At 35.3% G+C, this 12,898-nt stretch carries 14 protein-coding genes; 11 read left to right on the forward strand and 3 right to left on the reverse strand.

Translation table 11 applies throughout. From position 1 onward, the window contains the following. Positions 1-27: 27 nt before the first annotated feature. The 3 genes from AAA926_RS07355 (at position 28) to AAA926_RS07365 (ending at position 5,309) form a co-directional block, all read left to right on the forward strand. The gene (locus AAA926_RS07355; RefSeq protein ID WP_338212236.1) at positions 28-1,377 is read left to right on the forward strand and encodes a hypothetical protein; all 1,350 of its coding nucleotides are present in this window, start codon (positions 28-30) and stop codon (positions 1,375-1,377) included. Positions 1,378-1,881: 504 nt separating this feature from the next. After that, a complete protein-coding gene (locus tag AAA926_RS07360; RefSeq protein WP_338212237.1) occupies positions 1,882-4,485 on the forward strand; it encodes a cation-translocating P-type ATPase in 2,604 nt (867 codons plus the stop codon). Positions 4,486-4,661: 176 nt separating this feature from the next. After that, positions 4,662-5,309 (forward strand): hypothetical protein, encoded by a 648-nt coding sequence (locus tag AAA926_RS07365; protein WP_198181045.1) that lies wholly within the window; start codon positions 4,662-4,664, stop codon positions 5,307-5,309. Between the two features lie 105 nt (positions 5,310-5,414). On the opposite strand, the gene AAA926_RS07370 is transcribed toward AAA926_RS07365, so the two are convergent. The 3 genes from AAA926_RS07370 to AAA926_RS07380 all read right to left on the reverse strand — a co-directional run bounded on the left by AAA926_RS07370 (position 5,415) and on the right by AAA926_RS07380 (position 8,168). Further along, positions 5,415-6,449 carry a linear amide C-N hydrolase gene (locus AAA926_RS07370; RefSeq protein WP_198181044.1) on the reverse strand — a complete coding sequence of 345 codons (1,035 nt, stop codon included), beginning with the start codon at positions 6,447-6,449 and terminating at the stop codon, positions 5,415-5,417. A gap of 441 nt (positions 6,450-6,890) precedes the next feature. Next, on the reverse strand, positions 6,891-7,475 hold the full coding sequence (locus AAA926_RS07375) for a DJ-1 family glyoxalase III (RefSeq protein WP_198181043.1): 585 nt from the start codon (positions 7,473-7,475) through the stop codon (positions 6,891-6,893). A 36-nt stretch (positions 7,476-7,511) separates the two neighbouring features. Continuing rightward, positions 7,512-8,168 (reverse strand): HAD family hydrolase, encoded by a 657-nt coding sequence (locus AAA926_RS07380; RefSeq protein WP_198181077.1) that lies wholly within the window; start codon positions 8,166-8,168, stop codon positions 7,512-7,514. A 263-nt stretch (positions 8,169-8,431) separates the two neighbouring features. Here AAA926_RS07380 and AAA926_RS07385 point away from each other — a divergent pair, with 263 nt between their 5' ends. The 8 genes from AAA926_RS07385 (at position 8,432) to AAA926_RS07420 (ending at position 12,878) form a co-directional block, all read left to right on the forward strand. Then, the gene (locus AAA926_RS07385; protein ID WP_198181042.1) at positions 8,432-8,710 is read left to right on the forward strand and encodes an autorepressor SdpR family transcription factor; all 279 of its coding nucleotides are present in this window, start codon (positions 8,432-8,434) and stop codon (positions 8,708-8,710) included. After that, entirely contained in the window at positions 8,697-8,954 is a 258-nt protein-coding gene (locus AAA926_RS07390; protein ID WP_198181041.1) for a DUF1648 domain-containing protein, read from the forward strand. The genes AAA926_RS07385 and AAA926_RS07390 overlap by 14 nt, the downstream gene beginning before the upstream one ends. 95 nt (positions 8,955-9,049) lie before the next feature. Further along, a complete protein-coding gene (locus tag AAA926_RS07395) occupies positions 9,050-9,331 on the forward strand; it encodes an SdpI family protein (RefSeq protein ID WP_338212238.1) in 282 nt (93 codons plus the stop codon). Positions 9,332-9,584: 253 nt separating this feature from the next. Further along, positions 9,585-10,346 (forward strand): sulfite exporter TauE/SafE family protein, encoded by a 762-nt coding sequence (locus tag AAA926_RS07400; RefSeq protein ID WP_198181039.1) that lies wholly within the window; start codon positions 9,585-9,587, stop codon positions 10,344-10,346. A 33-nt stretch (positions 10,347-10,379) separates the two neighbouring features. After that, positions 10,380-11,060, forward strand: a complete 681-nt coding sequence (locus tag AAA926_RS07405) for a histidine phosphatase family protein (RefSeq protein ID WP_338212239.1) — start codon at positions 10,380-10,382, stop codon at positions 11,058-11,060. A gap of 54 nt (positions 11,061-11,114) precedes the next feature. Beyond that, positions 11,115-12,002: a cation diffusion facilitator family transporter gene (locus AAA926_RS07410; protein WP_198181037.1), complete on the forward strand. Its 888-nt coding sequence runs from the start codon at positions 11,115-11,117 to the stop codon at positions 12,000-12,002. Positions 12,003-12,019: 17 nt separating this feature from the next. After that, on the forward strand, positions 12,020-12,196 hold the full coding sequence (locus AAA926_RS07415) for a hypothetical protein (RefSeq protein WP_198181036.1): 177 nt from the start codon (positions 12,020-12,022) through the stop codon (positions 12,194-12,196). Position 12,197: 1 nt separating this feature from the next. Further along, positions 12,198-12,878 carry a 2,3-bisphosphoglycerate-dependent phosphoglycerate mutase gene (locus AAA926_RS07420; RefSeq protein WP_338212240.1) on the forward strand — a complete coding sequence of 227 codons (681 nt, stop codon included), beginning with the start codon at positions 12,198-12,200 and terminating at the stop codon, positions 12,876-12,878. Positions 12,879-12,898 lie beyond the last annotated feature (20 nt).

The raw sequence follows: 12,898 nt of genomic DNA on the forward strand, positions 1-12,898 counted from the left end.
TTTTGTTAAAGTTTGAGAGGTAAAAAAATGGTAAAAATTAAGATTACTAATCCACAAGAAAAGATTAAAATTCCTGTTCCAGTTAAGTTTTCGGCTCCTGATGATATAACAGGGAATTATTGGGTTGTTAAAAATAATTCTGGGAAGACTTGTGTAGCACAGAGGTTACATAATGACCCAAATCATAATTTTGTTGCTATTGTCAATTTCTCTGGCCCTGAAGAAGAACTATCTTTTGATCACGAAATTGAGGAGGACAAAGTTAAAGGTATCAAAGAGATACCCCAAGCTAAAGAAAATGATGCTTATGTACATTTAAATACTGGTAAATTTGATTTCGAACTCTGTCGTGGTACCGCTCAAGGTGAAGGTTCATCTAAATGGGGTTTACGACATTTCATGGCCGTGGATGAAAAACGGGATTTGTTGCCATCAGGAAATAATGCTATGGGTGGCTTTTATGGTCCCTTCTTCACTCCTGATAATGGTTTGATCAATCCAGCTGAACATTTAATTGTAGATATCAAACCAATTGAAAATGGTCCTGTTATGAAAGAGTATCGTTTATCAGGCAGAATTCCAGATGGTTTGAAACCGGAATTACACGGAAAGCGTTTTGCTTTGGACTGGTCTTTTTACTACGATGTACCATTCTTTTCGCGCGTTTACCATGTAGATCATTTTCAAACCACAGTTAATCAACGATCAATTGTCGACAAAATCACTGTGGGTGATGAATTTGAAAGCGGGATTGGACAATTAGTATTTGATCGCTTTGCCACTTATGATGGTGTATGGTATCGGGAAGGAGATCCATATTCTGGCCAACTAGCAAATAAAGTACAAGAGTTAGTTCATGATGGTCAAAAACGGAGTAATCGGTTTGAAGACTTTAGAAAACAACTTACCAGCAATATGGCTAATGCTCATTGGGACCTATATTGGCGCTTATTCTCTGTTTGGGAAAATGCTTTGTCTCAAGATGAGATAGAGACTAACTTACATGATGTGCGTCAGAAAGCTTTTGTATTAGCTGAGTTGAATGATCGTCCGTGGTTATTTAGTGCTGATCCTGTTAATGTTAGTGAAGTTAAGGATCAGACAGTCTTTGCCGGGCCTGCAACTAAGAGTGCTGAAATTAATACTCAAACCGGTCAGGCCATGGTTTGGCAAACTGAACATGCCTCAAATGCTTTTCAAATTGTTCAGAGACCACAATCAGGTTGGCAAAATTGGGGAACTAATGCAGAAAATGAGTGTCCTTCACTACCAGTTGGTAGTTTGATTCATACTGCATATGGACCTTACCAAAATAATTGGCGTGAGGTAGCAGATAGTTTGGAAGCCTTAGCTGATGTAACAGCAGAAGTAGAGTAAAACAGGTTTAAAATTTTTGAACCACAAAGGTCAAGAAATCTTACTATTTTCAGCTAGATATTTTAACTTTTTACATAATTAAATTAGTGCTAAACATATTTAAATTATATTTGGCAAAATCTAAATTTTAATTAGTACTTTGCAAAAGAAAAAAGCTATTAAAAACATATAGTACAAACACTATAAGCATAAAAATAGCCAAAAATTGCCAGTTTCTGTATACTAATAATAAGCTTTTATGGGAAAGAGGATGTTTAGTTTAGAAATAGGATTTTTAAACTAAAGATAATTTTTTAAAAAACATTGTTAAATAACAATTACTTTTTAATAATCATGTAAGCAGAAAACTTCGGATAACTATCAGAGGCTTTCTGCTTTTTTAAAAATTATCTTTATTGCATTAATCAAGTTTAGCTTTTATAAAATCGGCTTAATTACGATAAATATGGCTTTTCTATTCAAACAGCTTAATTATAAACTTAATCGAATAATGGAGGAGATAGCATGTCCCAAAAATCAGAACTACTATTCAAATTAACCCCCGAGTCCGGTTTAACTGATGCTGAGATAGAAAAAAAGCGCAGTGAATTTGGCCCCAATGAGTTGCTGGAAAATCAAGCAGTTCCACTGTATAAGAAAATATGGCATCATCTAAAAGATATTTCGTCTTTAGTACTTATGCTGGCGGTAATATTAGCAACTTATATGGCTGTTTTTCAAAATGGTGGTTGGACCAAAACAATTGTAATTAGTCTGATTTTGATAATTAATGTTGTAATTGGCTTGTATCAGGAAGCTTCAGCCGAAAAATCACTGGCGGCTTTGAAGGCAATGAGTTTGCCAACAGCTAAAGGCCGACGGAATGGTCGAGATATCACTTTAGCTGCTTCTGAATTGGTGCCTGGTGATTTAATCTATCTAAATACGGGCGATCAGGTGCCAGCAGATGCTGTAGTATTAGAAGAAACTAACCTAACTGTTGATGAAGCTATTTTAACTGGTGAAAGTTTGCCCGTTTCTAAAAGATGTTATCGTCTCAAAGGCGATTTAACTGACGATGACCGCGTTTTTTCTGGCACAGCTGTTGTTGGTGGTAGAGCCTTAGTTCAAGTTTCAGCAATCGGGATGACAACAGAGCTTGGTAAAATTGCCAACCTTTTGAATAAAACCCAAAAAAGAGCAACTCCTCTGCAGGGCAAACTGGATCAATTGTCAAAATGGATGACAGCTTTCGCTGGTCTAGGTGGTCTGATAATAGTTGTTTTAAGCATGGGAATGCAGAATAAGACTTTAGCGGACAGCTTGATGATTGGACTCTCTTTAGCTGTTGCGGCTGTTCCCGAAACCTTGCCAATTATTGTGACAATTAGTTTATCTCGTGGTGTCAAAAAAATGGCTGAGCGTAATGCGATTATCAGACAAATCGGTGCTGTGGAGACTATCGGCAACGTGGATGTTATTGCCACTGACAAAACTGGCACTTTAACTCAGAATAAAATGACCATTACTAAATATTGGACACCTGAAACGGGTATTAAGAAGGCGGCTGATTTACCTAAAGCCGGCCAAAATTTATTGAAAATGCTAGGGTTAGCTAACAATGCCAAAATTATGGAAAAAGATGGCTCGGAAGAAGTTGTTGGCGATGCAACTGAAGTTGCGATTGTAAACTGGTTACACGAGCAGGGCAGTTCAAGGCAAGAACTGGAAAAAGAAACGCCTCGGATAGCAGAAGACCCCTTTGATTCTAATAAAAAAATGATGACGACGGTTCATCGCTTAACTGATAGACGTCAATTAGTAATCGTTAAAGGTGCTTGGGACAGGCTACACTTAGATAAGAAAGAACCAGCTAAATCTGGTCAAAAGGCTCATGATGATTTTGCAAAAAATGCGTTAAGAGTACTAGCAGTTGGGTATAAGGTAATAGCTGCTAACGCAGATCCGACCGACTGGACTGAAAACAATTCCAATTTAAAACTCGCTGGTATGATTGGCTTAATTGATCCGCCACGCCCTGAGGTATCCAGAGCTGTTACTAAAGCAAAAAAAGCTGGCATAAAGACTGTAATGATTACTGGAGATCATCTTGTAACTGCCAAAGCAATAGCTAAAGAAATAGGTATTTTAGATTCTGATCAAAAAGCAATTACAGGGTCGGAATTACAAAAAATGACAGATTCTGAATTGAAAGACTGTATTCAAGATATAAGAGTTTTTGCTCGCGTTTCTCCCAGTGATAAAATCAGAATAGTTCAAGCATGGCAAGATCTTGGTAAAACAGTTGCCATGACAGGCGATGGTGTTAATGATGCCCCGGCTCTTAAAGCAGCAGATGTCGGCATTGCGATGGGCATAACGGGTACAGAAGTGGCAAAAGAAGCTGCAGACATGATTTTGACTGATGATAATTTTGCTACGATTATTAAAGCTGTGGCAGAAGGCAGAGCTGTTTATCAAAATATTATTAAGGCTGTTGAATTCTTAATTGGTGTCAATTTCGCGCAGATTTTCTTAATGGTTATTAGTACAATTATAGGCTGGGGTACACCACTTTTAGCAGAACAATTGTTAATTATTAATGTACTTGCAGATGGAATACCTGGATTCTTCATCAGTAAAGAGCCTGGTGAACCAAACATAATGGACCAAAATCCAATAGGTAATGATGAAAGCATTCTTGGCCGTGGATTAATGCAAAGAATGATTATCCGTGCGATTACTTTCACGATTTTAACTTTGAGCATGTATGCTTATGGCAGATTTATTCTTTCAACTAATAACCCACAAGTCGGGATGACTCTGGTCTTCCTAGTATTAGCACTGGGATCAATGATTGATATCTACGCTATTAAGGATTCTCAACCAATCACACTGCAAACATTTAAATCCAATAAAATGCTTAATTGGGGACTATTACTAAGTATAATACTGGTTTTATCACTGTCACTCTTACCAGGTTTACGACAATTTTTGCACTTGGCTTTGTTACCAGTTCAGGGCTGGCTGGTCGTTTTGATTGGTAGTTTAATTCCTGTTTTTGTTTTAGAAATGAATAAACGTTTAACTAACAACATTCAAATTGAAGTAGAAAAAAATAGTTGCTAAAGAATTGATTTCAAAATAAGTCTTGAAAGGTGTTTAACTTTCAAGACTTTTTTTTATTAATATTGATAACTTTTCCTTTTTATAGTTAAATAATTAATTATCATTGACATATAAATGTAATAAAGTTACAATTTTGTTACAAATTATTATTATAGTTTATTTTTAGAGGATAAAAAATGAAACACAAGTATTTGAGAACAGTTTTATGTTCTGCTGTCGTCCTTTTTTCTTTTACAACGTCTGCCACTTTAACTGTCGCCAAGGCAGAAAGTACTGATACTGCTAAGCCAGCAGCAGTTAGTCAGACAATCGAACCAGGTATGACCGTTACGCCTGCTAAGCGGTTTTCTAAAGAAGGCTACGTATTTAAATTAGCTAGGAATGCTACTGTTTATCACGAAGTTAATGATGTCATCAATGATACTTCTAAACCGTTTGACAAAAGTTGGGTTAAGAAAATGGCAGATAAAAATATAAAATTTAAGATTACTGAATTTGGTACCGGTAGGGTTGAATTAGTCGCTCACATAGTTGATCAAAGTGGCAAAAATCAAGGCTGGGTTACCTTCTTTAACGGCGATCTTTATAACATATATGCTAAGAGAAAAGCTTTACAGCCACTGATCAAAGCCGAGTTAAAAGTCATGAATTCACAGTTTGAAGGTAAAAAGCCATCACTAATTCAAACTAAAAATGAGGCGCGAAAGCTAAACGGTCAGAACAAAAAAATTGCCAATAAATCAATAAAGGAAATAAAAGACTGGTTTGCTTATAAAGGCGATTTATCGTATACACAATATCCATCACTATTAGTTGGCAAATAGTAATTATTCATAAAAATGCGTGTAAAAGTATCAAACTTTTACACGCATTTTGTTTCAAATAGAACAATTAAAAGACTAATGATTAAAATCAACTGATAATCAATTTTAAACTAAAGTTTTTTGTCTTTTGGTTTCCAAAACTTTAAAGTCATGTTGAATAGGCTGGGTAATTTTAGTAGTTGTAGCAGGATCCAGAACAAATTTTGTCATTGTTGGGCAATCCTCTGGTTGAATATATAAACTTCTGCTTGAAACATCATATCCTGCCCAGTAACCTGAATAATCACACTTGTCCTCACCTTCATGAAGATGCTCTAATCCCCGTGGAATCATGACGGATTTGAATACATTATATAGTTGAGGAATTCCCTGATCTGAATGGAATGGTGCTAAAAATTTAGAAATAAATGTTCCACGAACAAAACGTGATGGAGCAGTATAGTCACCAGGTAAACCTAATAATCCAGAACCACTTTCAATTTGTTTAATGTCTAATTGATCACTTATTTGGTGATGACCCAAATTGTGATTAGTTAAATACAAGTAATTCCGCAAATTATCAAGGTGCCAAGGATATTCTGGACTGTTGGTCATAACGCCAATACCATCATATATTTTGAAGGCTCCATTCTTAACTGGTTCCAAAATAACGCTTTTACCACTTGGATCACAGAAAGTGTAATGCATTGGAATTGGAGTAGGAATGCCAGTGTCTGCATTTTCCCAATCAGGATAATTGGTTTTTTCTTGGCCAAGATGCTTAAAAGCTTCTTTTATCTCAGCGATACTACCAAAATTGCTTAAAACATATGCAACAACTTCTTCGCCAATTATAGGTTTTAATCCGCGCTTTTTAAGACTTTCTACTGTATCCCAAGAAGCCTCTTCTAAGAATTGTGCATCCCCTACAATACCTGCACTATTAATGCCATCATTAAAGAACAGTGAATCATTGACGTTGATACCCATAAACGGATATTTAGTCGTCCAGCTTTGGTGCAAACCCTTTAATTCATAGTTTGCAGGAAAAGTAGTCATTTTGCTATCTGCACTAGGTTTAAAGGGATCAAATGTAAAGTCCATAGTCCGTCCCCAAAATACGTCACCACTATCAGATTTAATTGCAATAGTTGTACACATGCTTAATACCTCCCGTTTTTTGTTTTCCCCTTTTAAGGGTAATCTAATTTTATCATATTTTTAAAATACCTCTTAAAAAAATCTTTTTGTAAATAAAAAGTACTAGTTCATAAATTTTTAGCAGTAAAAAATAAATTAATACCAATTTCCTGCTACAAAAAATTGTTATTTTAATGTTAATACTGTTACTTAATAAATATTCGAAAGAATATAATGACTAAGACAAATGTTAAATTTACTTATTTAATTGTTATAGTCAATTTTTTAACTCAAATTTTGCGGGACCAACTATCGTAACTCATTTTTGATAATGGTCCTTTGAAAGCTGGTTCAGGAATTATTTTACTTTTGATGTTATCTAAAGTTATGAATAGGTTAACAATCTATCGCAATAAAAAAAGTGAAGTTTAAAACTTCACCTTTTTGTGTCAGCAAAAATATTTACAAACTATCTTGAATATTGTCGGCTAGGTAATTGTATAACATACCCGCCTTCAGATCCTTAGTGTCAATTCCTAGCGCTTCCGCAATTGCATATGCAAATGCCCAAGCAGTTGCCGGACCGCGACTAGTAATGACTTTATGTTCGTCATCAGTTACAGTAATATCTTCCTTGAAGTGACCGCTTGGTTCATCTTTTTCTGTTTGTTTTTCAAAACCTGGATAACATGTGTAGTCAGCGTCAGCTATAACGCCATAACGGGCAAGAGCAATGGGGGCAGCACACATTGCGGCATCCCACTTGCCAGCGTTATGCCGTTTTATCATCAGATCTGCTAGTTTTTTATTATCACGTAAATTTTCTGCTCCGGTTGTTCCACCTGGAAGAGCTACTACGTCATAATCCAACAGACTATCGGCAACAGTCTTATCACAGGTAAGTTTGATATTGTGTGCACCATTTACAGTTGTACTAGTAAGCCCAATCATATCCGCTTGAACGCCTAAGCGGCGTAACACATCAATAACGCTTAAGCCTTCTACTTCTTCACAACCATCGGCAAAAACTACAGCTACTTTATTCATTTGTTTTACCTCACAATCCTTTTTCTTTATTATAAACTAGCTCAATTCAAGGTAAAATAATAAATCACTTAATTTAGTTAAATGTAAGGTTGGGTGAGGGCTAATTGGCATTTTTACTTTCTTGGGCGCTAGCCAAAGGGAATCCAGGTTAGCATTTTCGGCACCCTGAATTTCATCGACTAAGTTTGTCCCAATTACGAGACAAGTAGTAGGCGACAGATTTTGCTGCTGCAATATTGTTGTCAAAACCTTTTTATCTGGGAATTTACTTGCAATGTCGTCTTTAAAATAAACTGTGGAAAAATAATTTACTAGTTCTGTGCTCTGCATGCGAGATGAAGCCACATCTTTTTTCTCTTTTGTCAGCAAAATCAAGTTAACTTTATTTTTCACTTCATCTAAAAAAGGCAATACATCTTTATTTAGCTGATCTTGTTTTTGCAACTGGTTATAAAAAGCGCCTTTCGCAGAAATCCAGTCATTTTTAAAGAATTCCTGCAAAGTTAATTTAATCCGCTCATCAAATCCCAGTAATTTAATCTTTTCTTGTAATGAATTATATCGTATGCGTTCTGCTGGACCGTATTCTCTGCCCGCCAACTTCAAAGTCTGCCTGAGTGCATTTTGTTCTGCAACTTTTTCGTTTAATAAGCTTCCTTCAAGAATAAAAATTAAAGTTTCATATTTTGCCAAGTGTACCTTTCCTTTCATTAACTAACTCTCTGCATTATAACGATTAGCTAAGCCAAATTAAAGACAAATATTTATGAACAAGGTTTTACTCATAATTTTTCTGAGTTCTCACACAGCCACCTGAATAGTTTTATTATTTTTACTATAGTTCAAGGATTTTTGATTAACATGTTAAAAATTATTGTTTTTTGTAAAAATTGTGATACTATTTAGACAAATATCTAATTAGATATTTATCTAAATAGAAAGGAAAAGAAACTAGTGTGAGTTTTGAGTCTAGTTTTAAAGCATTGTCCGATCCAGTGCGGCGCAAAATATTGCAGCTGTTAAAAAATGGACCAATGTCGGCAGGAGACATTGCTGATCATTTTAATATGACTAAAGCTACTATTTCATACCATCTTAATATGCTGAAAAAGGCTGATTTAATTGAAGAAGAACATGAAAAAAACTTTATTTATTATTCGCTAAACACTTCTATTATAGAAGAAATTATGAGTTGGTTGGTTGATCTGAAAGGAGATCATGATGAAAAAGAATAGTATTCGTCAAACAGAACTAATCTCGCTTTTGCTAATCTTATTTCCAGTTTTGACTGGAGTATTTTTATATAATCGTTTGCCGCAAAAAATGGCCACACACTTTGGGATGACTAATTTGCCAAATGCTTATAGCAATAAATTATGGGTCGTTATTGGTCTGCCTTTTTTGGGAATTATGCTTCAAGTAATCGTTTTTTTATATTACACAATCAAAAAGAAACCAAAAATCTTGATTTTAAGATAATTAATATTACGCTTTGGCTTGTTCCTGTTATTACTAATATCGTAGATCTGTCACTTTATGCCTATGCACTGGGTCATAAAGTAAAAGGCTCCTTTATGCTTAGTGCTTTTTTGGGATTGTTCTTTATTATTTTTGGTAATTATCTGCCTAAAGTTAATCCCAATCATGTCGTTGGCATTAAATTACCATGGACTTTGAATAATACGGAAAATTGGCGTAAAACACACAGATTTGCCGGATGGATCTTTTTTATCAGCGGCATTGTTCTGCTTCTAACTTCTTATTGGGAAATGTATTGGACGGTTATATCCGTCACTATTATAGTTATTTTACTTCCAACTTGTTACTCATATCTGTTGAGTAAGAAAGGATATTAAGTAACTTAAGAAACTGAGACATGATTTTAAGGCAAAATATTTATTTTAGAGAAGAATTGACATTCTTAGCGACTAAAGTTAATTCTTTTTACGTGCAAAAACTGTAATGTAGCAGTAATTCTTAGTTAGAGACTAATTTGTTAAATCAAACTTCATTATTAAATAGACAATTGGTCAGAAATAAAATACCTGCTTAAATTATTTTGCAAGAGCATTATAATAGAAATTAACTTTTAAAAGGGAGTTAATTTGAATGGCAGCTATTTTTTCACTGATTTTTATCTTAATAGGAGGCGTAGCCAGTGGTTTGTTGTCGTCAGTGGCTTCAATGGCTTCACTTGCTTCATATCCGGTATTGCTGGCAGTTGGTATTCCACCAGTTTATGCCAATGTCACAAATGATGCCGCCTTGATTTGGAATAGTTTGGGCTCAACTATTTCTTCGACAAAGGAGCTTAAGGGACATTGGCATCAAGTGGCCTTTTACTCTATATTTACTGTTGTAGGTTCTTTAATTGGATGTCGTTTATTGTTAGCTTTCCCGTCTAGTGTTTTTGAAAAAGTGGTACCAATTTTTATTGCTGGCTCAGGTGTTATGGTAATTGTTTCAGGTAAGCATCATAGTCTAGAACCGCATAAAAGACCACTTTGGCAAGAAATACTTTATATTGCGGCGTTGCTGGGAATGGGTGTTTACACCGGCTATTTTGGAGCTGCCGGTGGTGTAATTGTGTTAGTTTTATTAACTTATATTACTGATGAAAAGTTTATAGTTGTCAATGCAATTAAAAATGTCATCTGCGGTTTGGCGAATCTTGTTGCTCTAATAGTTTTCATTTTTACTTCACGCATTTACTGGCTGCAGGCAATTCCACTTGCTATCGGGATGTTTATTGGTGGCTATTTAGGCATGGATATTTTACGTAAAGTTCCTGCCAAATATGTGCGTATCTTTATTGCAACTCTAGCATTTATTCAAGCCGGGTATTTCTTTTATAAGGCATATATGATATAGTTTAAAGCACGTTAAATGAAGGGAGAATGCAAAATGGCAACAGAAATTTATATTGTCCGTCATGGTGAAACAATGTTTAACCAATTAAACAAAGTTCAGGGATGGTGTGATTCTCCGCTGACAGTCAAGGGCATTAATGACCTAAAGGTAACAGCAAATGCCTTGAGTCAAGTTCATTTTGACAACATGTATTCTTCTGATTTGAAGCGTGCGATTGATACGGTTCACTTAATGAAGGACGCTAACCAGGTCTCAGAAATTGGCAAGATTAAAAAATTGCCTGAGTTCCGGGAAGTATTTTTTGGTTCTTTCGAAGGTGATGATATAGAGGAAACCTGGAAGGAAGTTGCACTGGCAGCTGGAGTTGGTCCTGAAACTGATGTAACCAAAATTATCAATCAGGTTGGAATTTATGAATTTCGTGAGGCTACAAAAAAGGCTGATCCGCGTCATTTGGCAGAGAATAAAAAAGAGCTGGATGAACGGATGGTAAGGGCGATTAACGTTCTTCATGAGCTGACTAAAAATGAAAAAAGAATTTTAATAGTGTCTCATGGCGATTTTATCAAAACCTTAGCGATTAAGTATTGGAACCAAAGTGATGGTCTCCATGATATTGTTTTTCCTAATAACGGTAGTGTTACTCGGGGAATTCTTCGTGATAACGGTAATTTTGAAATTGTAGATTATAATGTAAATGCTGAAGATATGTAAAGTCCTGCTTAAAAGTAGGGCTTTTTTCACCTTTAGGGTTTGAAAGGAAAAAATATGAAAGATCATACTACAAAAAAATTTGCCTATGTAACTGCACTTAATGTTGTTATTACCGTGGCAGAGTTTATTGGCGGGTTTGTTTCAGGTTCTTTATCTTTACTATCTGATGCGGTGCACAATCTTAGCGATGTTGGCGCAATAATTATTTCGTTTGTAGCACACATCATCAGTAATAGACGCAGTAATAAACGAAAAACTTTTGGCTATGACAGGGCTGAAACTTTGGCTGCCTTTACCAACGGAATTATTCTAATTTTAATTAGTATTGTTTTATTTGTGGAAGCTATTGAAAGATTTTGGACACCAACAAAAATCAGTGGCGGCATAATGCTGATTGTTGCTATTATTGGTCTGGTATCAAATGTAGTTTCAATGTTGGTAATGCACCAAGGTGGACAGCAAAATCTCAATGTGCGGTCTACTTTTATGCATATGTTAAGTGATGCTCTTTCTAGTGTAGCGGTGGTAATTGGCGCCATTTTTATTTATTACTGGCACATTAGCTGGATTGATCCGGTGATGACTTTATTAGTGTCGGTTTTTGTCTTTCATGAAGCTTGTGAAATAACTGAAAAGGCAGCAAATGTGCTAATGGAATCTAACCCTGACATTGATCTGGATGAAGTTAATAAGATAGTTCTATCTTTTCCTGAAATAAAAAATATTCATCATGTACATGTGTGGCGTTATAGCGACCGTTATGTCATGCTTGATGCGCATGTCAACGTTGATGCCGATTTAACAGCTGGTAAATTTGAATTTTTAACACAACAAATTAGTGCAAAATTACGAAAATTAGGAATTAACCATATTAATTTTCAAGCAGAATGTGAACGAGGAAAAAATGATAAAATGATTGTAAATGATCGTAGTCAAGAGTAACCAGGAGAAAATTAAATTTGAAAGTTAGTATTTTTACTGCTGTTATTGTTTTAATAGTAGGCTTATATGATATTGCTTATGCTTATAACAGACGATACCGCAATCATAATCACGGAGTAACTCCTTTTATGATATTGGGCGTGATTTTTACAATTAGTGGCATAGTTTTAATAATTATGCACTGGGTGAAATAAAATGGTCAAATTAGTGCTTGTAAGACACGGTGAAAGTACCGCTAATAAAGCCAATGTCTACACGGGTTGGGATGATGTTGCTCTAACTGAGAAGGGTCGAAAGCAGGCTAAAATAGCCGGCAATTTGATTAAGTCTATCACTGATTTTCACCCTACTCATATTCACACGTCAGTGTTAATGAGGGCAATCATTACAGCAAATGTAGTTGCAGATATTTGTAATTTTTTATATTTGCCCATTACTAAAACATGGCGTTTGAATGAAAGGCACTATGGCAATTTACGGGGCATTAATAAAGATGAATCACGTAAAATTTTTGGTAAAGAACAGGTACTGGAATGGCGACGAGGCTTTTATGCGGTTCCACCTGAAGGTAAAAAAGTAACATCCAGACGCTATGCTAATTTTGATTCGCACTTTTTGCCGCAAGCTGAAAGTTTGTACCAAACACAACAGCGAGTTATGCCTTATTACTATGACAATGTAGCTAGCAGATTAAAAAAGGGCGAAGATCAACTAATTGTTGCTCACGGGTCGAGCTTACGAGCACTAATTAAAAAGTTGGAAAATATTGATGATCAAGAGATTATTAATCTTGAAGTTCCCAATGCACAGCCAATAGTTTATATATTTGATCAGCAAATGAATATTGTTGACAAAAAGATTTTACGTTGCTTTTAGTTCATAGTAAGGATTTCTAC

The organism is Lactobacillus juensis (assembly GCF_036246285.1).
Classification (GTDB): domain Bacteria; phylum Bacillota; class Bacilli; order Lactobacillales; family Lactobacillaceae; genus Lactobacillus; species Lactobacillus juensis.